General features: G+C 74.0%; 20 protein-coding genes. 12 read left to right on the top strand and 8 right to left on the bottom strand.

The annotated features are described in order from the left end of the window. Positions 1 to 11 precede the first annotated feature (11 nt). The 3 genes from CHF15_RS17185 to CHF15_RS17195 form a co-directional block, all read right to left on the bottom strand. Positions 12 to 1037 carry a 6-phosphofructokinase gene (locus CHF15_RS17185; protein WP_089224686.1) on the bottom strand — a complete coding sequence of 342 codons (1026 nt, stop codon included), beginning with the start codon at positions 1035 to 1037 and terminating at the stop codon, positions 12 to 14. Between the two features lie 187 nt (positions 1038 to 1224). Beyond that, positions 1225 to 1953: a type 1 glutamine amidotransferase gene (locus CHF15_RS17190; RefSeq protein WP_089224687.1), complete on the bottom strand. Its 729-nt coding sequence runs from the start codon at positions 1951 to 1953 to the stop codon at positions 1225 to 1227. A 31-nt stretch (positions 1954 to 1984) separates the two neighbouring features. After that, positions 1985 to 3223 carry a MurT ligase domain-containing protein gene (locus CHF15_RS17195; protein ID WP_089224874.1) on the bottom strand — a complete coding sequence of 413 codons (1239 nt, stop codon included), beginning with the start codon at positions 3221 to 3223 and terminating at the stop codon, positions 1985 to 1987. Between the two features lie 162 nt (positions 3224 to 3385). Between CHF15_RS17195 and def the strand changes: the two genes are divergently transcribed. Then, a complete protein-coding gene (gene def / locus CHF15_RS17200; protein WP_089224688.1) occupies positions 3386 to 3937 on the top strand; it encodes a peptide deformylase in 552 nt (183 codons plus the stop codon). Here the strand turns inward: def and CHF15_RS17205 are convergent. Continuing rightward, on the bottom strand, positions 3934 to 4590 hold the full coding sequence (locus CHF15_RS17205) for a TetR family transcriptional regulator (protein WP_089224689.1): 657 nt from the start codon (positions 4588 to 4590) through the stop codon (positions 3934 to 3936). The two genes, def and CHF15_RS17205, sit on opposite strands and share 4 nt — an antisense overlap. A gap of 128 nt (positions 4591 to 4718) precedes the next feature. On the opposite strand from CHF15_RS17205, the gene CHF15_RS17210 reads away from it, so the two are divergent. After that, on the top strand, positions 4719 to 5942 hold the full coding sequence (locus tag CHF15_RS17210; protein ID WP_089224690.1) for an acyl-CoA dehydrogenase family protein: 1224 nt from the start codon (positions 4719 to 4721) through the stop codon (positions 5940 to 5942). 20 nt (positions 5943 to 5962) lie between these two features. On the opposite strand, the gene CHF15_RS17215 is transcribed toward CHF15_RS17210, so the two are convergent. Further along, a complete protein-coding gene (locus CHF15_RS17215) occupies positions 5963 to 8041 on the bottom strand; it encodes an FUSC family protein (protein WP_089224691.1) in 2079 nt (692 codons plus the stop codon). A gap of 88 nt (positions 8042 to 8129) precedes the next feature. Here CHF15_RS17215 and CHF15_RS44410 point away from each other — a divergent pair, with 88 nt between their 5' ends. The 5 genes from CHF15_RS44410 to gndA all read left to right on the top strand — a co-directional run bounded on the left by CHF15_RS44410 (position 8130) and on the right by gndA (position 13775). Further along, entirely contained in the window at positions 8130 to 8321 is a 192-nt protein-coding gene (locus tag CHF15_RS44410) for a hypothetical protein (protein ID WP_086020737.1), read from the top strand. A 292-nt stretch (positions 8322 to 8613) separates the two neighbouring features. Then, complete coding sequence (locus tag CHF15_RS17220) at positions 8614 to 9159, top strand: winged helix-turn-helix domain-containing protein (protein WP_089224692.1); 546 nt, start codon at positions 8614 to 8616, stop codon at positions 9157 to 9159. 177 nt (positions 9160 to 9336) lie between these two features. Further along, entirely contained in the window at positions 9337 to 11454 is a 2118-nt protein-coding gene (locus CHF15_RS17225; RefSeq protein ID WP_245938878.1) for a SpoIIE family protein phosphatase, read from the top strand. 166 nt (positions 11455 to 11620) lie between these two features. After that, positions 11621 to 12241 (top strand): SRPBCC family protein, encoded by a 621-nt coding sequence (locus CHF15_RS17230; RefSeq protein ID WP_179279836.1) that lies wholly within the window; start codon positions 11621 to 11623, stop codon positions 12239 to 12241. Between the two features lie 94 nt (positions 12242 to 12335). Continuing rightward, positions 12336 to 13775 carry an NADP-dependent phosphogluconate dehydrogenase gene (gene gndA / locus CHF15_RS17235; RefSeq protein WP_089224695.1) on the top strand — a complete coding sequence of 480 codons (1440 nt, stop codon included), beginning with the start codon at positions 12336 to 12338 and terminating at the stop codon, positions 13773 to 13775. Positions 13776 to 13809: 34 nt separating this feature from the next. Here gndA and CHF15_RS17240 read toward each other — a convergent pair whose 3' ends face one another. Then, entirely contained in the window at positions 13810 to 15471 is a 1662-nt protein-coding gene (locus CHF15_RS17240) for an ATP-binding SpoIIE family protein phosphatase (protein ID WP_179279837.1), read from the bottom strand. A gap of 159 nt (positions 15472 to 15630) precedes the next feature. Between CHF15_RS17240 and CHF15_RS17245 the strand changes: the two genes are divergently transcribed. From CHF15_RS17245 to CHF15_RS17265, 5 genes are all read left to right on the top strand, one after another. Further along, positions 15631 to 16305 carry a response regulator gene (locus tag CHF15_RS17245; protein WP_089224697.1) on the top strand — a complete coding sequence of 225 codons (675 nt, stop codon included), beginning with the start codon at positions 15631 to 15633 and terminating at the stop codon, positions 16303 to 16305. After that, complete coding sequence (locus CHF15_RS17250) at positions 16302 to 17387, top strand: sensor histidine kinase (RefSeq protein ID WP_089224698.1); 1086 nt, start codon at positions 16302 to 16304, stop codon at positions 17385 to 17387. The genes CHF15_RS17245 and CHF15_RS17250 overlap by 4 nt, the downstream gene beginning before the upstream one ends. Positions 17388 to 17427: 40 nt before the next feature. Continuing rightward, positions 17428 to 18069 carry a nucleoside/nucleotide kinase family protein gene (locus CHF15_RS17255; RefSeq protein WP_410169642.1) on the top strand — a complete coding sequence of 214 codons (642 nt, stop codon included), beginning with the start codon at positions 17428 to 17430 and terminating at the stop codon, positions 18067 to 18069. A gap of 52 nt (positions 18070 to 18121) precedes the next feature. Continuing rightward, complete coding sequence (locus tag CHF15_RS17260) at positions 18122 to 19141, top strand: GNAT family N-acetyltransferase (protein ID WP_089224699.1); 1020 nt, start codon at positions 18122 to 18124, stop codon at positions 19139 to 19141. Between the two features lie 252 nt (positions 19142 to 19393). Further along, a complete protein-coding gene (locus tag CHF15_RS17265) occupies positions 19394 to 19984 on the top strand; it encodes a lytic polysaccharide monooxygenase auxiliary activity family 9 protein (RefSeq protein WP_089224700.1) in 591 nt (196 codons plus the stop codon). Here the strand turns inward: CHF15_RS17265 and CHF15_RS17270 are convergent. Both CHF15_RS17270 and CHF15_RS17275 read right to left on the bottom strand, forming a co-directional pair. Further along, complete coding sequence (locus CHF15_RS17270; protein WP_089224701.1) at positions 19981 to 20877, bottom strand: SDR family oxidoreductase; 897 nt, start codon at positions 20875 to 20877, stop codon at positions 19981 to 19983. The two genes, CHF15_RS17265 and CHF15_RS17270, sit on opposite strands and share 4 nt — an antisense overlap. A gap of 115 nt (positions 20878 to 20992) precedes the next feature. Further along, positions 20993 to 22288, bottom strand: a complete 1296-nt coding sequence (locus CHF15_RS17275; protein WP_245938879.1) for an RICIN domain-containing protein — start codon at positions 22286 to 22288, stop codon at positions 20993 to 20995. Between the last annotated feature and the right edge of the window lie 154 nt (positions 22289 to 22442).

The raw sequence follows: 22442 nt of genomic DNA on the forward strand, positions 1-22442 counted from the left end.
CGATCAGCGCGTCACAGCACGCACTCGGCCTCGACGTACCGCTCGGCCGGGACGGTCTTGAGGTGCTCGACGGCCTCGGACAGTGGCACCAGCGTGATGTCGGTGCCGCGCAGCGCCGTCATCATGCCGAAGTCGCCGTTGTGCGCGGCCTCGACCGCGTGCCAGCCGAAGCGGGTGGCCAGCACCCGGTCGTAGGCGGTGGGGGTGCCGCCGCGCTGCACATGGCCGAGGATGACCGGGCGGGCCTCCTTGCCCAGCCGCTCCTCCAGCTCGATCGAGAGCCGGGTCGCGATGCCGGTGAAGCGCTCGTGGCCGTAGACGTCCTTGGCGCCCGACTCGAAGTCCATCGTGCCCTCGCGCGGCTTCGCGCCCTCCGAGACCACGACGATCGCGAACTTCTTGCCCGCGGAGAAACGCTCGCCGACCCGCTGGGTCAGCTCGTCGACGTCGAAGGGGCGCTCCGGCACGACGATCGCGTGCGCGCCGGCGGCCATGCCGGAGTGCAGGGCGATCCAGCCGGTGTGCCGGCCCATGACCTCGACGATCAGCACGCGCTGGTGCGACTCGGCGGTGGTCTTCAGACGGTCCAGCGCCTCGGTGGCCACCGTCACGGCGGTGTCGAAGCCGAAGGTGACGTCGGTGGAGGCGATGTCGTTGTCGATCGTCTTGGGCACGCCCACGATCGGCAGGCCGTTGTCGGACAGCAGCCGGGCCGCCTTGAGGGTGCCCTCGCCGCCGATCGGGATGATCGCGTCCAGGCCCAGGTCGGCGACGTGGCCCTTGGCCCGCTCGACACCGTCCCGCAGGTGCTCGGGGCGGACCCGGGAGGAGCCGAGGATCGTGCCGCCACGGGCCAGGATGCCGCCCACGGCGTCGAGGTCGAGCTTGCGGTAATCGCACTCGAGCAGGCCCTTCCACCCGTCGTGGAAGCCTATGACCTCGTCCCCGTGGTCGACGACCGCGCGGTGCACGACCGACCGGATGACGGCGTTGAGGCCGGGGCAGTCGCCGCCGCTCGTCAGCACACCAATACGCATTTGCTGGTTACTCCTGAAAGATCGATCCGGGCGCCGGACCTCGTCGTCCGGATGGACCCGCGGCGACGCGCACCGCTGTCGCCTAGGTTATCGAGCCGGGTCCGGGCGGCGGAAACGCCGCCCGCAGTGCGGACACCACCCGGCCCCGGCCCCGTTTCCCCCGGTCCGGCCCGCGACGGTGCGGGCCTCAGGCGGGCTGGCTCGCCGCCGCGATGCGCTCGGCGCGCAGCGCCTCGTACCACTCGTCGTCGACCGGCGGCAGCGCCCTGACGTCCATCGCCAGCTTGATCAGCAGGTCCGCGATCTGCGGGTTGCGGGCCATGACGGGGCCGTGCATGTAGGTGCCGAAGACGGTCTCGTTGTACGCGCCCTCGGTGCCGTCGCCGGTGCCGTTGCCGTTGCCGAAGCGCGTCCGCGCCAGGGGGCGGGCGTTCTTGCCGACGTGGGTGACGCCCTGGTGGTTCTCGAAGCCGGTCAGCGGCGGCAGGCCGAGCGCGGGGTCGATGTCGGCCAGCACGTCGCCGACGCAGCGCTCGCCCTCGCCGCGGACGCTCACCACGTCCAGCAGGCCGAGGCCCGGCTCGGGGCGGCCGAGGTCGTTGACGAACTCGTGGCCGATGATCTGGTAGCCGGCGCACACCGAGAAGACGATGGCGCCGTTGTCGACTGCGCGGTTCAGCCCGCCGTCGCGGCGCAGCCGCTCGGCGGCCAGCCGCTGCGGGCGGTCCTCGCCGCCGCCGATGAGGTAGATGTCACCGGAGGTGGGGATGGGCTGGTCGGACCGTACGTCGATCCGGGTGACCGGCACCCGCCGCTGGCGGGCCCGGCGCTCGGTGACCAGGACGTTGCCCTGGTCACCGTAGGTGCTCAGCAGGTCGGGGTAGACCCACACCAGACGCAGGCTGGAGTCGCTCACAGCGTGTTCTCCTGTCGAAACGGGTCTTCGGTCAGTTGCCGACGCGGCGGCGGAGGTCCTGGAAGGCGGTGTAGTTGGCGATGGCCTCGATCCGGCCGGCCGGCGAGGTGCGCACCGCCTCGTCGAAGTCCTGGCACACCTGGAACTCCAGGCCTGCGACCTCCAGGCGGACCGCGAGGTCCAGCTTCCGGTCGCCGATGACCCGGATCGGGTGCCCGGCCAGACGGGTGTAGTCCACGTCCCACAGCCAGGAGGTGTCCGTGCCGTCGGCCCCGCGGGCGTTCACCGAGAGGATCACCGGGGTCGGCGGGCCGTCGATCAGCGAGAAGGTCTCCAGCCAGCCGGCGGGGTTCTTCGCCAGCAGCAGCCGGACGTCGCGGTCGTGGAACTGCACCACGTCGTAGCGGCCGGCGACCGCCTGCACCTTGTACATCCGCTCCAGGGCGACCTTGGGGTCCACCCCGAAGGCGGCCGCGGCGGCGGCGGACACGGCGGCGTTGGACTTGTTGGCGCGGCCGGGCAGCTGGAGCTGGATCGGCCAGGCGGACCCGTACGGGTCGATCACGTGGTCGCCGGAGAGCGCCCAGGTCGTCGTCGGCCGGCGGAAACCGCACTCGCCGCAGAACCAGTCCTCGGCCGGCCGCTGCAGGACACCGCCGCACGAGGGGCAGGACCAGGCGTCGTCCTTCCACTCCTGGCCGGCGGCGACCCACACGACGGTCGGGCACGAGGAGGCGGCCCAGGTGATCAGCGGGTCGTCGGCGTTGGCGATGATGACGGCGTCCGAGCCCGCCAGGCCCTCGCGCCACTTCTCGGCCAGCATGCGGGTCTCGGCGGCCCGGTCCAGCTGGTCCCGGGAGAGGTTGAGCAGGGCGATGGCCTTGGGCTTGACGTCACGCGCCACGCCGGCCAGGTACTTCTCGTCGACCTCGATCACGCCGTAGCGCGCCTCGGAGCCGCCGGCGAGCGCCGAGGTGATGCCGGCCGGCATGTTGGCGCCCAGGGCGTTGGAGACGACCTCGCCGTTGGCGCGCAGCGCCTCGGCGAGGAGCCGCGTGGTCGTGGTCTTGCCGTTGGTGGCCGAAACGAGCACGACGTCGAGATGGGTCGCCAGCCGGGCCAGTAGATCAGGGTCGAGTTTCAGCGCCACCCGGCCGCCGATCACCGATCCGCTGCCCCGCCCCGCCGCCCGCGACACTGCCGCCGCGGCCTTGCCCGCCGTCACGGCCAGCTTCGCCCGCGGCGACAGTGGCTCCGCGTTGCCTGCCATCGTCTCCACATCCTCCTCGCGTCCGGCCCCGCTCACCTTTCCGGCGGCCGGCCGCGGTGTGCGCACCGGGCCGTTGCACCGGCCGGAAGGCATCGGTCGCCGATCAGCCTATCCACTTCCCCCACCGGCGCTGAAACGAGCCGCCCCCGTACGCTGACCGGCATGCGACACGCCCCCATCCCCGGCAGCTCCGGGACCGTCCGCCCGATGCGGCTGCTGGGTGATCCCGGGCTCCGGGAACCCTGCCGCGACGTGACCGTCTTCGACGCCGAACTCGCCTCTCTGGTAGAGGACTTGTTCGCCACGATGTACGCGCACGACGGGGTGGGGCTGGCCGCGAACCAGATCGGCGTGCCGCTGCGGGTGTTCGTCTTCGACTGCCCGGACGACGAGGACGTCCGGCATCTCGGACATGTGGTCAACCCCCGGCTCGTGCACAACGACGGGGTCGTGGTGACCGGCGAGGAGGGCTGCCTGTCGCTGCCGGGCGTGCACGCGGGCACCGCCCGGCACGACGAGACCGTCATCGAGGGTGTCGACAAGGACGGCGCACCGCTGCGCGTGGAGGGCACCGGCTTCTTCGCCCGCTGCCTCCAGCACGAGTGCGACCACCTGGAGGGCGGCCTGTTCGTCGACCGGCTCACGGGCCTGCGCCGCCACCGCGCGCTGCGCGCGGTCCGCCGGGCCCCCTGGGCACCGGGCGACGGCGCCTAGAGGCGCGCCGCGCCCGGCCGGTCGCCGACGGCGGCGAGGCGGCCCCACAGCAGGTCCGCGAGGTGGCGGACGAGGACGTCGCGGGCGACGGGGCGTTCGCCCAGCCACCAGTCCCCGGCCGCGTGCATCATGCCGACGATGCCGTGCCCCCACACCCGGGCCGCGACCTCGCCCTCCGGGCCGAGGTCCAGCCGTTCGGCGATGAAGCCGGCCAGTTCCTCGCCCATGCGGCGCAGTACGGGGGCGGAGTGGCGGCCGATGTCGAACCCGCGATCGGAGTCCGCGGCGTTCGCGTTCTCGGCGGGGTGCATCAGGAAGCGGTAGACCTGCGGACGGGCCTCGATGGCCGACAGATACGCGTCGAGGGTGGCCTCCACCCGGTCGCGGCGCTCGTTGGGCGCGTCGAGGGCGGCCCGCAGGTTGGCGAGCAGCGCGTCGGTGTGGCGCTTTGCCAGGGCTCGGTAAAGTCCGCTCTTGTCGCCGAAGTGGCGGTACAGAATGGGCTTGGTGATGCCCGCCTCGGCGGCGATGGCGTTCATGGACGCCTCGGGGCCGTCCCGCAGCACGACGCGGTCCGCGGCCTCGAGGAGCTCCCTGCGCCGCTCCTCCGCCGCGGATGCCGTTCGCTGCTCCCGCCGCTGGCTGGTGTCCACCCGAGCCTCCCCGCCCGTTCGAATTTCCTCGCGCCTGCGCAACGTAACACCCCAAGTCCGGTTGACATCCCTTACCAGCCGGTAACACACTGGGCGTTACCGCAAGTAACAAGCACGTGGAGGGGACGATGGGCGACTTCTCGCTCGAGCTCGGCGACGACCAGAAATCGGTGCGCGACTGGATCCACGGCTTCGCGGCCGACGTCATGCGCCCGGCTGCGGCGGAGTGGGACGAGCGCGAGGAGACCCCCTGGCCGGTGATCCAGGAGGCCGCGAAGATCGGACTCTACTCGCTCGACTTCTACGCCCAGCAGTACTTCGACCCCACTGGCCTCGGCATCCCGATCGCCATGGAGGAGCTCTTCTGGGGCGACGCGGGCATCGGCCTGTCCATCGTCGGCACCGGGCTGGCCGCCGTCGGCGTGCTGGCCAACGGCACCGAGGAGCAGATCGGCACCTGGATCCCCCAGATGTACGGCGACGTCAACGACGTGAAGGTCGCCGCCTTCTGCTCCTCCGAGCCCGACGCGGGCTCCGACGTCGGCTCGATGCGCACCACCGCCGTGTACGACGAGGCCAAGGACGAGTGGGTCCTGAACGGCACCAAGACCTGGGCCACCAACGGCGGCATAGCCAACGTCCACGTCGTCGTCGCCGTCGTCGACCCGGAACTCGGCTCCAAGGGCCACGCCTCCTTCATCGTGCCGCCGAACACCCCCGGGCTCTCCCAGGGGCAGAAGTTCAAGAAGCACGGCATCCGCGCCTCGCACACCGCCGAGGTGGTTCTCGACGGGGCCCGCGTCCCGGGAAGTTGCCTGCTCGGCGGCAAGGAGAAGCTGGACGAGCGGCTCGCGCGGGCCCGCGAGCGGGCCAGGGGCGGCGAGCGCGTGAAGAACGCCGCCATGGCCACCTTCGAGGCCTCCCGTCCGGCCGTCGGCGCCATGGCGGTGGGCACGGCCCGCGCCGCGTACGAGGTCGCCCTCGACTACGCCATGACCCGCACCCAGTTCGGCCGCCCCATCATCGACAACCAGGGCGTCGCCTTCCAACTGGCCGACATGCGCACCCAGATCGACGCGGCCCGCCTGCTGGTGTGGCGCGCCTCCTGGATGGCGGTCTCGGGCAAGCCCTTCACCTCGGCCGAGGGCTCGATGTCCAAGCTGTACGCGAGCGAGACGGCCAAGAAGGTCACCGCCCAGGCCATCCAGATCCTCGGCGGCAACGGCTTCACCCGTGAGTACCCGGTGGAGCGCATGCACCGGGATGCCGCCATCTACACCATCTTCGAGGGCACGAGCGAGATCCAGCGCCTGGTGATCGCCCGCACCCTGTCGGGCATGCCCATCCGCTGACCCCCGTCCTCCCGGAGGTCTCAGCGGCGGCGGGCGGGACGGGTGCGGGGCCGGGGGCGCAGGGAGGCCTCGAGGTCGTCGAGGGTCTCCATGAGGAGTTCGGCGCTGCGCCGGACGATGCGGTCGGCGTCCGAGCGGGGCCACGCCTCCAGGGTGGCGCGCACCGGGGCGAAGTCCGGGGGCCGTCGTTCGCGGACCGCGGTGGCGGCGTCCGCCGTGGCCGTGCGCAGGTGCCGGGCGAAGGGCGCGGCGTCCGGGACCGGGGCGGCATCGGGGGCCGGGAGGTGCGCCTCCATGAGCATGGGGACGCGGCCCATGGCCGACAGGGCCGCGTCGGCGCCGTCGGCGGCGCGGCGGGACAGGCCGCGGCCCCGGACGGGTTCGGCGTCGGCGCGGGCGACGGCCTGGTCCCAGGCGAGCGCGGCCGCGCGGGCGTCCAGCAGGGCCGCCCGCACGGCCTCGCGCCCTCCCCGCGCGGGGGCGGCGTGGGCCTCCATCGCGGCGGCGGCGTACCGCCCGGTGGCCTTGACCCGGTCGGCCAGGCGGTTCCGCAGCCGCGGGGTCTCCCACGCCGGGAAGAGCGCGTACGCGGCCATCGCCAGCACCCCGCCGAGCAGCGTGAGCAGCACGCGGTCGGGCACCGTCTGCGTCCAGCTGGAACCGGCCATGCCCAGCAGGAAGACCACGTACGCCGACGCCGCCACCTGGGAGACCAGATAGCCGGTGCGCATCAGCCCGTACATCAGGGCGACGGACACCACCGCCAGCACGGCGCAGGGGTACGGCCCCGGCGCGAAGGACTGCATCACCGCGGTCGCCACGGTGACGCCCGCGAGGGTCCCGACGAAGCGGGCCACGCTGCGGCCGTACGTCTGCGAGAAGTCGGGCCGCATCACCAGCACCGAGGTCAGCGGCGCCCAGTAGCCGTGGCCGAGTGGCAGGGCCGCGCCGAGGGCGTAGCCCGCGGGGGTGACGGCGGCCAGCCGCACGGCGTGCCGGAAGACGGGGGAGTCGAAACGGGCCTCGCGCCGCACGGTGCGCACGGCGAGCGGCAGGAGTTCGGGCACGCTGGGGCGGCGCAGGTGGGCGGTGTCGGTGCTCACCGAGCCGCCGGGGCCGGTGGCGGAGGAGACCGCCTCGCTGAGCAGCGCGACGAGCCGCAGGGCGGTGCGCCGGGCCGGCCCGGTCAACTGCTCCTCGGGGGCGGGTTCGACGAGCACCACGGACTCCGCCTCCGGCGGTACGCGCACCGGCTCGGCCTCGCGCACCGCGCGGGCCACCGCGTCCAGCACCGAGGCCGCCGCGGCCAGCAGTTCGCGGGCCCGGTCGCGCTCCGGCCCCTCGGCGGCGGCACCGACCGTCGGATCGGCGAGCGAGGTCAGGACGGGGCGGATGCGCTCGGCCAGCACCCGCTTCCCGCGCAGCGCGGCCGGGCGCCGCCGCGCCTGCCGGTCGGTGATGACGGCCGCGCTGCGCGCGGTCATCAGCGGCTCCGGGTCGAACGGCGCGAACGGGTCGTGCCGCAGCCGCCGCGCGTAGTCCGCCTCCGCCGCGAAGGCGTCGGCCAGCGCGTCGCGCTGCCGGCCCCAGCGGCGCACCGGGAACAGCACGATCAGCGCCGCCTGCACGACCCCGCCCGCCGCGATGACCAGGGCGTGGCCGAAGGCGCTCAGCGCGGACGTCGGCAGGGTGATCACGACCAGCATGACGGCGACGGTCAGCGACGAGACGATGCCCGCGGTGGGCCCCAGCGCCCAGGCCATGCCCGCCAGGAAGGCCCAGACCGCCAGCAGCGCCACGAACACCCACCAGTGCGCCCCCGCCAGGTAGCCCAGGAAGGTGCTGACGGCGAGCCCGCCACCGGCGACCAGCGCCAGCACCGGCCGGGGCCGCCAGCTGCGCTGGAAGGTGGCCATGCCGGAGGCGAAGGCGCCGAACGCGGACGAGGCGGCGACCAGGGGGCCGGCCAGCCACAGCGACAGGCCGATGACGATGGCGACGCCCGCGGCGGCGCGCAGCGCGACCAGCGGTTCGAGCCCGGCGCGCTCGATCCGCAGCCCCTCGCGGGCGCTGCGGCGCAGGGCGCGCAACCAGGTCATGAGGCTGAGGATAGGACGGGTAGGACGGGGAGGGCCGGGTAAGCGCAGCGCAAGATCCGTTCCGGCGAGTCCGAGGAGGCAGAACGTCATGACCGCCCCAGCACGCCGCGCCACGGTGCCGCCCGTGCCGCCCGCCCCGAGCCCGGTGCCGCCCTTCCCGCCCGACCCCGTGCCGCCCGCCCCGCACCCCGTTCCCGGCCCGACCCCCGACCCGGTGCCGGCGCCGCCCCCGCAGCCGGAGCCCGACCCCGAGCCACAGCCCGAGCCGCAACCGCTGTAATGCCCGGTCAGGGGGGTGAAGCGGGTTCTCCCTGTCCCGGTGGGCGCCACGTCTGGTTCAATGGTTGCCATGGCCAGCCTCATTGACACCGCGACAGGTCGCAGCGACCTCGAGCCGTTCTGGCCGTCTCGGCAGGAGTACCAGTTCGACCGGGAGTGTTGTCGCGCGGTCCCCGCGCGGACCCCGGTCCACAGCTGACGCCGTCCCTCCCGGTCGCCGCCTGCTGCCGGCCTCCCGGCGGTCCCGCGCAACACGTCGTCCGACGACCCTTCGCGCGAGAGCCGAGACCCGCATGTCCTCCAGCACCAGCACCCCGTCACCGCCCCTGCCCGCCGCCAACCGCCAGCACCTGCGCGCCGTCCGTACCGGGGACGCCCGCGCCGGCGACGTCCCGCCGGTTCCGGACTTCCTCCCGCCCGGCTCGACCTGGCTGCCCGCCCCCGGCCACCTGATGCCCCCGGGCGCGGGCGGGCCGCCGATGGTCGGCTACCTCGTCCTCGTCCCCGTCGAGGGCCAGGCGCCGCCCGAGCCCCCGGCCCCCGCCGGCCTGCCGGTCACCGTCGACGCCGAGCGCCGTGTCGCGCGGGTACCGGGGCGCGCGCTCGACCTCACCTACCTGGAGTTCGAGCTGCTCGCCCACCTGGTGGCGCACCCGCACCGCGTGCACACCCGCGACCAGCTCGTCACCACGGTCTGGGGGTACGGCCACGTGGGCGACGGGCGCACCGTCGACGTCCACATCGCCCGGCTGCGGCGCAAGCTCGGGCCCGAGCACCGCGCCAGCATCGTCACCGTGCGCCGGGTCGGCTACAAGTACGCGCCGCCGGCGGCCCGCTGAGCAGTCCGGCGGACGGAACGAGGGGGGCCGGGCGGCCGCCGGGGGGCGTCCCGGAACCGGCGGAAACCCGGCTCTCCCACACGTCACGCCTGTACCATGGCGCCCTACCGGAGTATGGGTACGCTTTCCCCGTTCCGGTGCGGCTCGGCGCAGCGGGGAGCGGGTCCGGAGGGCGTGATGGCTGAGTCTCGGGAGTGGGCGCCCCCTGCGCCCGCGACGGTGGCCTGGCCGGCTCCCGCCGCCGCCCAGATGTCGCTCAACGACGTCGGCGGCTTTGACTGGGACCTCGACCGCGACCGCCTGCACCTCGACGAGCGGGCCCTGCGGACGGTGGACCTGCGCCCGGAGGACTTCGACGGCGACCCGAAGGCGCTGTTCTCCCGGCTGTCGCCCGACGAGGCCACCGACGTCACCGCGGCGATCACCCAGGCACTCGGCGAGGGCCGCTCCTCCTTCCTCGCCTTCGGCCGGCTCACCCGGGGCGACGGCCGCCGCGGCTGGGTCCGCTTCCAGGGCCGCATCGTCCGCGACGAGACCGGCCGGGCGAACCGGGTCATCGGCCTCGTCAGCGACGCCACCGACGAACTCGCCCAGGCCGCGGAGTGCCTGCGCGCGGACGAGGACCGCCCGGCCGAGAGCAACCTGGTCATGGAGGTCACCGCGTCGCTGGCCCAGGCCGTGACCGTGCGCGACGTGACCGCGGCCCTCACCGGGAACCCCAGGTTGGACCGGCTCGGCATAGCCAGCCTCTTCCTCGGCCAGGTCGAGGCCGGCCGGGTCCACGTGGTGAGCGACGCCAAGGCCGACAGCTGGGTGCCGTCGCTGCAGTACACGCGGATCGAGGACGAGTTCCCGATGAGCGAGGTCGTACGGACCCTCGTCCCGCGCTTCATCACCTCCGGCGAGGAGTTCGCCCGGCGCTACCCCGAGTTGTGGCCGCACATCGAGCCGCTCGGCGCCTCCGCCGCCGCCTACCTCCCGCTGATCGCCCAGGGCAAGCCCATCGGCGCCCTGGGCCTGCTCTACCGGCACAAGCAGGGCTTCTCGCCGCAGGAGCGACATCTGCTGATCGCGCTCAGCGGCAGCATCGCGCAGAGCCTGCAGCGCGCCATCCTCTTCGACCAGGAGCACGACATCGCGCAGGGTCTGCAGACCGCGATGCTGCCCCGCACCATCCCGCGCATCCCCGGCACCGAGATCGCGGTGCGCTACCGCTCCGCCCGGCTGGCCAGGGACATCGGCGGCGACTGGTACGACGTCGTGGCGATGCCCGGCGGCCGGGTCGCCGTCATCATCGGCGACGTCCAGGGCCACGACACCCACGCCACGGCCGTCATGGGCCAGCTGCGGATCGCGCTGCGCGCCTACGCCGGCGAGGGCCACCCGCCCGCCAGCGTCATGGCGCGGGCCTCGGCCTTCCTGTACGAGCTGGACACCGACCGCTTCGCCACCTGCCTGTACGCCCAGGTCGACCCGGCCACCGGGTCCGCCCTGCTGGTGCGCGCCGGGCACATCGACCCGCTGGTGCGGCAGTCCGACGGCACCGTCCGCGTACTGCCCACCGCGGGCGGGCTGCCGCTCGGCCTGTCCGCCCAGTTCGGCAGGCCCGACTATCCCGTCACCCCCGCCGAACTCGGCCCCGGCGACACCCTCCTGATGTTCAGTGACGGACTCGTCGAGCGGCCCGGCGCCGACCTCGACGTCGGTGTGCGGCGGCTGTCCGGGGCGCTGTGCGAGGGCCCCCGCGAGGTCCCGGCCCTCGCCGACCACCTCACCGCCGTCATGGGCGAACAGGCCACCGACGACGACATGGCCCTGCTGCTGCTCCGGCGCGACAGCGACGCCTCCCCGCACCCGCCCCACCGGCTGCACCGGCACATCGCCCCCGGCGACCCCCAGGCGCTCTCCGAGGCCCGGGCCCTGGTCCGCGACGCCATGGCGGGCTGGGGCCTGCGCGACCGGGTCGACGAGGCCGAACTCGCCGCCGGAGAGCTGATCACCAACGCGCTGGTGCACACCGACGGCGGCGCCCTGCTCACCCTGCGCATGCTCCCCGACCCGTCCCTGGCCCACGCCACGCCGGACGTCACCCGGCGGCTGCGCATCGAGGTGCACGACCTGGCGGCGAACTGGCCGCGCCGCCGGCAGCCCGGCGAGCGCGAGGTGTCCGGACGCGGTCTGCTGCTGGTCGACCGGCTCGCGGACGCGTGGGGTGTGGAGCCGCACGGTTCGGGCAAGGCAGTGTGGTGCGAATTCCGCGACCGCAGGAGCGGTACGGAGCCCGTCAGGCACTGACCGCGAGGGTTCGCGCGCATACCGTTCGCGCCGGTCACACACCCCTGATTCACCCGGACGGCTCACCCGCCACGACACACCGCCCGATTGGACGCAGGCTGTCGGTGAGGAGCCAAGAAGCCACTCTGCTCACATGCTGGCCGCGCCGGCACCGGGGAGGTCTGCGATGCCGACGGTGTCTACGAGCGTGATCGTCACCCGTACCGTGGAAGAGGTCTTCGACTACCTTGCCGACGCCCGCAACCTCGCGTCGTGGAACTCCGGTGTCGCCGCCGTCGCGGCCGACGCCATCACCCCCGGCGAGCGGGCCGTCTACCGCTACCACTATCCGGGCCGCCACCGGGAGCACCGGCTGGTCTGCTCGGTCTTCCAGCCCTGCCGGCGGATCACCTACCGCGGCCGGCGGATGTGGAGCCCGCTGGGCACCCAGACCCCCGAGTTCGCGTTCCGGATGCTGCCGCACTCGCGGGGCGCGTTCGTCCAGTTGCAGGTCACCTGCCAGCTCGGCGGCGGCATGCTGCTGCTGGGCCCCTTCCTCGGCTGGGCCTGGCGCCGCGACCTCCCGGAGGACGCGCGCCGGCTGCGCGAGGCCCTGGGCGACCACGGCATCATGCCGCCGCCCCCGATGCCGCCCCCGCCACCACCGTCGGCGACGACCGGAGCGCTCCTCGCGGGCCAGGCCCGGGCACCGGCACCGGCGGGGGCCGTCCCCGCGCCTCCGGCCAGGGGGCTGCGCCGTGCGATGGCCCGTGTAGCAGGTCAGGGCCGGATCGGCACGGGCAGCTGACGGATCCGCCGGAATCCCGGCCACCAGGCCGGTTGGCTGACAGGCTGGACGCCGTACGTGCCCCCCGCACCACAGCAACAGGGAGGAACCGCAGATGGCGGAGCAGGCCCGCATCGGCGTCACCGGACTCGCGGTCATGGGCCGCAACCTGGCCCGGAACCTCGCGCGACACGGCCACCCCGTGGCCCTGTACAACCGCACCCCGGCCAGGACGCGCTCCCTCGTGGAGGAGTTCGGCAGCGAGGGCGAGTTCCATCCGGCGGAGTCCCTCAAGGAGTTCGTCGACTCGCTCGAACGGCCCCGGCGCATCATCATCATGGTCAAGGCCGGTGCCCCCACCGACGCCGTGATCGACGAGCTGGTGCCGCTGCTGGAGCCCGGCGACATGGTCGTCGACGGCGGCAACGCCGACTACCGCGACACCCGGCGCCGGGAGAAGGCGCTGCGCCAACAGGGTCTGCACTTCGTCGGCTCCGGGATCTCCGGCGGCGAGGAGGGCGCCCTCAACGGCCCCTCGATCATGCCGGGCGGCTCGGCGGAGTCGTACGAGTCCCTGGGCCCGATCCTCGAGGACATCGCCGCCAAGGTCGACGGAGTGCCCTGCTGCACCCACGTCGGCCCGGACGGTGCCGGACACTTCGTCAAGATGGTCCACAACGGCATCGAGTACTCCGACATGCAGCTCATCGCCGAGGCCTACGACCTGCTGCGGCACGCCGCGGGCAAGCGGCCGGGCGAGATCGCGGAGATCTTCCGCACCTGGAACTCCGGCCGCCTGGAGTCGTACCTCGTCGAGATCACCGCGGAGGTGCTGGCCCACACGGACGCCGAGACCGGCAAGCCGTTCGTCGACGTGGTGCTGGACCAGGCCGGCCAGAAGGGCACCGGCAGCTGGACGGTGCAGAACGCCCTGGAGTTCGGCGTCCCCGTCTCCGGCATCGCCGAGGCGGTCTTCGCACGCTCGCTGTCCGGCAGCGCGGAGCTGCGCGCCGCCTCGCGCGGACTGCCGGGGCCGGCCGAGACCTGGCTGGACAGCGCGGCGAGCGACCGCTTCGCCGACGACGTCGAGCAGGCGCTGTACGCCTCGAAGATCGTCGCGTACGCCCAGGGCTTCAACCTGATCCAGGCGGGCAGCAAGGAGTTCGGCTGGGACATCGACGCGGGCGCGATGGCGACGATCTGGCGCGGCGGCTGCATCATCCGGGCGAGCTTCCTCAACCGCATCAAGGAGGCCTTCGACTCCGAGCCGGGCCGTCCCACGCTGCTGACGGACGCGCACTTCGCCGAGGCCCTCGGCAACGCGCAGGCCGCCTGGCGCCGGGTCGTCTCCACCGCGGCCCAGCTCGGCGTCCCCGCTCCGGGCTTCTCCGCGGCGCTCGCGTACTACGACGCCCTGCGCGCGGAGCGGCTGCCGGCCGCGCTCATCCAGGGGCAGCGCGACTTCTTCGGCGCGCACACCTACAAGCGGGTGGACACGTCCGGCTCCTTCCACACGCTCTGGGGCGGCGACCGGTCGGAGATCCCCGCCGACTGACGCCCGCCGCCGCGTGGGCCCGGCGCGGCCGGGCCTACGCGGCGGCCGGCGGGGCGATGAGCTGCTCCGCCCACACCGTCTTGCCCGTCTCCGTGTAGCGGGTGCCCTGCGCGTCGGTGAGCTGCGCGACGATGGCCAGCCCCCGCCCGTCCTGGTCGCTGGGCGACGCGTGACGTGGGTGCGGGGCGGCGCTGCAGGAGTCCGAGACCTCGCAGACCAGGACCCGGTCGCGGATGAGGCGCAGCCGGATCGGCCCCGTGGAGTACCGGATGGCGTTGGTGACGAGTTCGCTGACGACCAGGGTGGTGGTGAAGGCCAGCTCCGGCAGTTTCCACTCGGTCAGCAGCCGGTCCGCCCAGTCCCGTGCGTCCGCCACCGCCGCGGGGTCGTTGGCCACCTCGCGGGTGGCGACGTCGTCGGCGTCCAGGCAGCGGGTGCGGGCGGCGAGGAGCACCGGGTCCGTGCCCGGCGCGGCCGCGCGCAGGAGGCCGTCGAGCACCGTCGCCGGGTCCGCGGCCGCCGCGTCCTCGGCGGGCAGCACACGCAACCCGGTCACCTGGCCGGCGTCCCGCGCCCCGGCGGGGATCCCGTCCGTTCCGCAGCTGAGCACCAGCACGCTGCCGGGCGGCACGTCGCACTCGGTGACCTCCGGCTCGCCGGGCGCGGGGCCGTACCCGTCCGCCGCGCCCGGGGTCGGCGCCGCGTCCGCGGCCGCGTAGCCGCCGCACGCCACCGTGCAGCGGCAGGCCACGGGGTCGTAGACGACGATCAGGCACTGGTCGGCCTCGTCGCCGACGGGGGTCGCGGCGGGCCGGTGGAGCCGGGAGATGACCTCGCCGGGGCTCATGTCCAGCAGCACCAGCGCCCGGACCGCGGCCTTGAGCTGGCTCATCGCGGTCGCCGCGGAGAGACCCTGCCCGCGTACCGAACCCGTCACCAGGGCCACCCGGGCACTGGGCAGCGGGATGACGTCCACCCAGGCGCCGGGGGCCGCGGACGCCGGCAGGTGCCCGCGCGGGTCCTCGATGGCGCTGACCCGCGCTCCCTGCGGTGCCAGCAGCGCCTCCTGCAGGATGCGCCCCGCGGCGTTCTGGACCAGGCGGCGGCGGGCGCCGTCCAGCAGCCGGGCGGCCCTGCGGGCCAGGGTGCCGGCCATCACCAGGTCGGCGCGCGAGAAGGCGGGGGAGCCCGTCGTGCGGTAGAAGGCCGCGACGCCCAGGACGACACCCCCGACGTCCAGGGGCATCACGAGCAGGGAGTGCGTCCCGGTGATCCGCAGCAGGGGGGCACGCACCGGGTCGCGGGTGAGCCATCCCGTCTGCGGGCGGAGGTTCATCACCAAATGCGGCCGCAGGTCGGTCAGCGACGCGTGGTACGGCGTTCTGGCCGGCAGGCTGCTGATCTCGCCGACCTCGTAGGCCCGCGGGATCGCGGCGCCCCGGGCCGCCCTGAAGGCACCCCGCCGGAAGGCGAGCCCGGTGGCGGGCAGGCCCGAGATGGCCGCCTGCTCCGAGACGGTGGCGTCCGACACCTCGACGGCGGCGAAGTCGGCCACGGTCGGCACGGCGGAATCCACGAGCTGCTGGGCTGCGTCGTAGGACCACGGCCGGTCCGCAGGGCCGGCCTGGGGCGGGAGGGTGGCACAGAGCATGACGTTCGCCTCGGGTGAGGTGTGGGGTCGGCGGGTGGTAGCCATTTCAAGCACTGACTCCGAGCCTGCCTCTCCGTCCGCGCGAACGCATCCCCGGCTGTCCGCAGACGTCATCGGGGATTTCCCGCAGACGTGACTGCGGGTTTCCCGCAACACCGGCGGCGCGGGCTGCCCGGCGCGCGCGCCCGATCTACCGTGTGTGCTATGGACGTCCTCAGCCGCCCCGACGGCAGGCAGCCGCACCCGGCCATCACGGTCGTACTCGCCGACGACCACCTGGTGGTCCGCGCGGGGATGCGGCTGCTCATGGCCGCCGACCCCGCCTTCGAGATCGTTGCCGAGACGTCCACCGTCCCCGAGACGCTGGAAGCCGTCCGGCGCCACCATCCGCGGGTGCTCGTCCTGGACCTGACGATGTCCGGCAGATCCAGCCTCCCGACGATCCCGGCACTGCTGACCGAGTCACCCAGGACGCGCATCCTGGTGCTGACCATGCAGGAGGACCCGGCGTTCGCCCGCGAGGCGCTGCGCACGGGCGCGGCGGGCTACCTGCTGAAGGAGGCCGCCGCCGAGGAGCTGATCGCCGCCGCCCACCAGGTCGCGGGCGGCGCCACCTACGTCCAGCCCTCGCTCGGGGCGCGGCTGGCCGTGGAGGACCTGGACCTGGCGGAGCGGCACCACGAGGAGCCGCTCACCGACCGGGAGGCGCAGGTCCTGACCCTGCTGGCGCTGGGGCACACCAACCAGGAGATCGCCCGGCGCCTGTTCGTCTCCGTACGGACCGTGGAGACCCACCGGTCGCGGCTGCGGGACAAGCTCGGCAAGGAGAGCCGGGCCGAGCTGATCGCCGCGGCCAGAGAGCGCGGGCTGGTGGCATGACGCCGTCCGGCCCTGGAAGGACCGGGACCCGCCTGGCCCTCGAGGGTCTGGGCACCTGCCTCCTGGCGGCGGCGACCGTCATGGAGGTCACCGACCGCTCGCAGGCCTGGGAACTCGCCCTCGCCCTCGCCGCCGCCGTCTCGTATTTGCTGCTCACGCCGCTGGTGGCGCCGCGGCAGCGGATGTGGCTCATCGTGGCCATCGCCTTCGCGCTGATGCTGACGGTGGCCGGGACGGTCCGTGTCGCCCAGCAGCCCTCGCTGAACGTCCTGCACGTGCTGCCGCTGCTGCTGGTCGCCTACGCCCTGCTCGCCGTCCGTTCCTCGGCGCGCCGGGAGAGCAGGCTGCGCAGGGAGCGCGTCAGGGCCCGGCACGACGGCGAGGAGCGCGAGCGCCGCCGCTGGGCGCGCGAGCTGCACGACGACACCCTGCAGGAACTCGGGGCGGTGCAGGTGGTGTTGTCCACCGCGGCCGCGGACGGGCGGCCCGAGGCCATGCGGGAGGCCATCGACCAGGCGCGCGGTCTGGTCGGCAACCAGATCGCCTCGCTGCGGCACCTGATCGTCGACCTGCGCCCCGTCGTCCTGGACGAACTGGGCCTGCAGCCGGCCCTGCAGGCGCTGTGCCGGCGCTCCTTCGAGACGTACGGCATCCGCACCGAGTTGCGCCTCGGCCCGCGCGCGGACACCGCCTGCGGCGGGCTCACCGCCGAGACCCAGGCGCAGATGTACCGGATCGTCCAGGAGGCGATCACCAACGCCGTGAAGCACGCCGAGCCGACCCGGGTGGTGGTCAGCCTGGAGAGCGACCAGCGTTCCGTGCACGTGGCGATCACCGACAACGGGCACGGCATGGCCGCGGCGACGGCAGCGGGCCGCGCCGCCCCCCGTGCCGCCGAGCCGCCCGCGCCGCAGACCCGGGGCATCGGCCTGTCGGCGATGCGCGAGCGTGCGGAGCTCATCGACGCCCGGCTCACCGTCCGCAGCGCCCCGGGCGAGGGCACGACCGTCGACCTGCGGGTGCCGTGGGGGCCGGGCGAGCCCCCCTGCGAGCTCCGCGGCGAGGTCCCCGGCGAGGGGTGAACACGGGCCGCCTGCGCGGGCGTGGACCTCGACCGGCAGTATGGGGGGCGTGCGACTGACGCCTGTGACCTGGGAACGGCTGACCGATGCCGTCGCCGACCGCGTGCTGGAGCTGAAACCGCAGGACGGCGGCGAACGCCCCCGGGTCGCCGTCGACGGGGCACCCGCCACGCGCCCGCACGCGCTGGGGGAGGCCCTGACGGAGGCACTGCGGCTGCGGGGACGGCCGGTCGTGCGGGTACGGGCGGACACCTACTGGCGGCCCGCCTCGCAGCGCTACGAGCTGGGGCGCCACGATCCCGACGCCTTCTACGAGCGCTGGCTGGACACCGGAGCGCTGTGGCGGGAGGCCTTCGGCCCGCTTGCGCCGGGCGGCACGGGGCGGGTGCTGCCCTCGCTGTGGGACCCGGTGACCGACCGTGCGACCCGGGCCTCGTACGAGGAACTCCCGCCCGGGGGCGTGCTGTTGCTGGAGGGCGCGCTGCTGCAGGGCTACGGCTTCCCCTTCGACCTCTGCGTCCACCTCAGGATGTCGGGGGCGGCCCTGGCCCGGCGCACGCCGGAGGACGAGCGCTGGACGCTCCCGGCGTACGCCCGTTACGAGCAGGAGGCCGCACCCGCCGCGACCGCGGACGTCGTGGTGCACACCGACGACCCGCGCCACCCGGCCTGGACCGGGTGACGCGACGGCCCTTGCCGCCGCCCCTCCGCGACCGTTAGCGTCGCGGTCCACCATGACTGTCGCCATCGCCCCGCTGACCACCGAGCACGTCCCCGAGGCAGCGGCCCTCCTCGGTCGCTGGTACGCCAGGACCCGCAAGGCGCTGCCCCACCAGTCGGGCCGGACCGGCGCGCCGCCGGGGGAGGAACTGCTCGGCAAGGTCCTCGCCGGGCCGGGCGTGGAGGCCGTCCTCGCCCGGGGCGGCGACGGGACGGTCACCGGCTACCTCGCCGCGACCCCGCTGGACCTCGGCGACGACGACCGGGCGGTGCTGCGCGCCCATCCGCGTTCCGCGCTGGTCTCCTACGGCGGGCACGCGCTGCGCGGCGGCCGGGACGGGGTGCCGGAGGACGTGCTGCGCGGACTGTACGCGGCGGTGGCGGCGCGCCTGGTCGCGGAGCGCCGGCACGTGCACTACGTGGACCTGCCGGCCGACGAGGCGGTGGCCGCCGCCTGGTTCCGCACCGGCTTCGGCCTGGAGCGGGTGCGGGGCCTGATGGCGGTGCGGCCGCGCGGGCGGCAGCCGCGCGGGGTGGACGCGCTGTCGGTGCGCCGCGCCGGGCCCGGAGACCTGGACCGGATCGGGCGGATGGCGGTGGAGGCGGCACGCGCGGACCGCGGCACGGCGGTGTTCCGGCCGCAACCCGAGGGGGCGTTGGCGACGTTGCGGACGCACTACGCGGACACCCTGGCCGACGCCCGCTGCGGGGCGTGGGTCGCTGCCCGAAGGGGCGAGGAGGTCGGCATGGTGGTGCTGACGCCGGCCGCCCCGGGCCCGGTCGTGCCCGACGGGTGCGTGGAACTGGTCGAGGCGTACGTGACCCAGGCCGCGCGGGGCGAGGGCATCAGCCGGGTGCTGCTCGCGACGGCGCTGGCGTGGGCGTACGACAGCGGTTACCGGTACATCACGGCAAGCTGGCCGGCGGGTTCGCCGGTCTCGGCGGGGCACTGGCCGGCGGTGGGCTTCCGGCCGGTGGCGTACCGACTGCAGCGGGTGCTGGACCCGCGCATGGGCGTCACACCACACCGTTGACAGGTTTGAGTGGTGCGAAGCACTCCTCCTTCACTGTTAAACTAATGTCAGATCGCCCGGCGGACCCAGGAGCGTCCGCGGCGAACTCCCCAGCTGCCCCGGCCAGATCCCCCCGTCCTGGCCGGGGCTTCCCCTTGTTATTGGTCTGGACATGACCAATTCTTGGGAGTACCTTCACTGTTGGTCTAGACCTACCGCCCGCGGGCTGCGCACTGCTCTCAGAACTCCCCCACGTTCTCCGAGGAGCGAAGCATGCACAGGAAACTCGGCCCCGCCGTCGTCGGTCTGGGCCTCGCGGCGCTGTCCGTGCTCGGCACCGGCAGCGCCTGGAGCCACGGCTACACCGACGCCCCCATCAGCCGTCAGAAGCTCTGCGCCAACGGCACCGTGACCAACTGCGGCGACATCCAGTGGGAGCCGCAGAGCGTCGAGGGCCCCAAGGGCTTCCCGACCCTCGGCCCCTCCGACGGCACCCTCTGCGCTGGTGGCAACAGCCGGTTCGCCCAGCTCGACAACCCGCGCGGCGGCACCGGCTGGCCCACCACGAAGGTGACGGCCAACCAGAACTACAGCTTCCGCTGGCAGTTCACCGCGTCGCACGCGACGAGCGACTTCAAGTACTACATCACCAAGCAGGGCTTCGACCCCAGCCGGCCGCTCACCCGCTCCGTGCTGACCCTGACACCGTTCCTGACCGTCAACTACAACGGTGCCAGGCCGCCCGCCACCGTCACCCACCAGGGCACCATGCCCAGCCGGACCGGGAAGCACATCATCCTGGCCGTCTGGTCCGTCGCGGACACCGGCAACGCCTTCTACGCCTGCTCCGACGTGCAGTTCTAGGCGTCCGGAGCGGGCCGGCGGCCGAGCAGCCGCTCCCGTACGGCGTCGGCTCCGGCGGGGGTGCCCCCGCCGGAGCCGGGGCCCGATCCGTCCGATTCGTCCGTGCCGTGAGTGCCTGCCGCGCCGCCGGTACGGGCGGCACGGACGCGGGTCCCGCCGTCCACCACCAGCTCGGTGCCCGTGATCCAGGCCGCCTCGTCCGAGACCAGCCAGCGTACGGCCCGGGCCACGTCGCCGGGTTCGCCGATGCGTCCCATCGGCAGCCCGGCGGCGATCGCGCCCTCGGCGTCCTGCCAGACGAAGCGCGCCATCTCCGTGCGCACCAGACCGGGGGAGACCGCGTTGACCCGTACGGCCGGGCCCAGTTCGCCCGCGAGCTGCATCGTCAGGTGCAGCAGCGCCGCCTTGCTGGTGCCGTAGGCCCCGACGTTCGGCCCGACGTGGCCGGCGCCCTCGGTGCAGACGTTGACCACCGCGCCGCCGTGCTCGCGCATCCACGCCCGCCACGCCAGCTGGGTCAGCCGCAGGGGCGCCTCGACGTTGACCGTGAACGCGGTCCGCCACAGATCCGGGTCGGCTTCCGCGAGCGGCCCGTACGGGAGGTTGGTGGCGGCGTTGTTGACCAGGACGTCCAGGCCGCCGAGCGCGCGCACCGCCAGCGCCGCGCACTGCGCGAGGTGACCGGGGTCGGCCACCGTCCCGGCCAGGGTGACCACGGTGTGTCCTGCGGTGCGCAGCCGCCCGGCCGCCGCCTCCAGCCGGACCGGGTCGCGGGCGGTGAGCAGGATGCGGGCGCCCGCGGCGGCCAGTTCCGCGGCGACGGCCAGACCGATCCCGCCGGACGCGCCGGTGACCAGCGCCGCGCGTCCGGCGAGGGGGAGGAGATCCGCCATGGGGCGACCATGCCATGACGGGGCGTCAGTTTCCAGGGCCCCCGCCCCGGGATCTGGGGGCGGGGGATCAGGCGGTCAAGTGTTCAGGGGATCAGAGGGTCAGGGGCTCAGGGGCTCAGGGGGTCAGTGTCCACTTCTGGTTGGCGCCTCCGGTGCAGGTCCACAGCTGGAGCCTGGTGCCGTTGGCGGAGTTGTTGCCGGCGACGTCCAGGCACTTGTTCGCCTGCGGATTGACGATGTCGCGCGCCCCGGACAGGACCCACTTCTGGTTGGTGCCGCCGGCGCAGTCCCACAGCTGCAGCTGGGATCCGTCGGCGGTGCCGAAGTCCTTGACGTCCAGGCACTTGCCCAGGGCGCGCAGGGTGCCGTCGGAGGCCGCGGTCCACCGCTGGGCGGCGGTGCCGTTGCAGTCGTAGAGCTGGACGGGCGTGCCGTTGGCCGGGTTGGCCCCGGCGATGTCGACGCACTTGCCGGCCAGGCCCGTGATGCGGCCGGTGGTACCGCCCCCGCCCCCGCCGTCGGAGGTGGTGACGCGGACGTAGTCGACGACCAGCTGCTGCGGGAAGGCGGTGCCGCCGTCGGGGTCGCCCGGCCAGTAGCCGCCCACGGCGAGGTTGAGGATGACGAAGAACGGCTTGTTGAACACCCACTGGCGGCCGCCGAGGTCGGCGGGGGTGCGCCGCTGGTAGACGGTGCCGTCGACGGACCAGCTGATGGAGTCCGGGTTCCAGTCGACGGCGAAGGTGTGGAACGCGTCGGCGAAGGCCTGTCCGCCCGGCAGGGTGTAGCCGGCGCCGATGCCGCCCGAGCCGAAGTAGTCGGGGCCGTGGATCGTGCCGTGCACGGTGCCGGGCTCGAAGCCGACGTTCTCCATGATGTCGATCTCGCCGCTCGCGGGCCAGCCGACGTCGCCGATGTCGTTGCCCAGCATCCAGAACGCGGGCCACATGCCCTGGCCGCGCGGGACCTTCATCCTGGTCTCGACGTGGCCGTAGGTGGTGGTGAAGCGGCCCGCGGTGTTGAGCCGGGCGGACGTGTACTGGCAACTGCCGTACCAGCACTGGTAGCCGGCGGGGTTCTCCTTGCGGGCGGTGATGACGAGATGGCCCTGGCCGTCGAGGGCCGCGTTGCGGTTGCCCGCCGTGTAGAACTGCCGCTCGTGGTTGTTGACGTTGTCGCCGGTCTCGATCTGCCACTTGCCGCCGTCCACGGCGTTGCCGGCCGGGCCGTCGAACTCGTCGGCGAAGGTGGTGACGGCGGCGGTGGCGGCGGGGGCCGCGGGGAGGGGGCGGTCACCGGGGCCGGTGGTGGTGAGGGCGGCGAGGGCGAGGAGGCCGGCGATGCCGGCGGCGAACAGGCCGCGGGTGCGCGGGAGTCGGCGCGGGCGGGGGCGTGGGGGGAGTGCCTTCACAGGGGCGCTGCCTTTCGGGGCGGTCGTGGGGGGTGGCGGACGAGGTGAGGGGCGTGAGAGACATGCACCTGACATTTCTTGGAACCTCGTGCGTGGGGGCACGGGATCCCCGTCCGTCTTTGTTCAAGGCTTAGTTCACGCCGTGATTGAACTG

This window comes from Actinacidiphila glaucinigra (genome assembly GCF_900188405.1).
Taxonomy (GTDB): domain Bacteria; phylum Actinomycetota; class Actinomycetes; order Streptomycetales; family Streptomycetaceae; genus Actinacidiphila; species Actinacidiphila glaucinigra.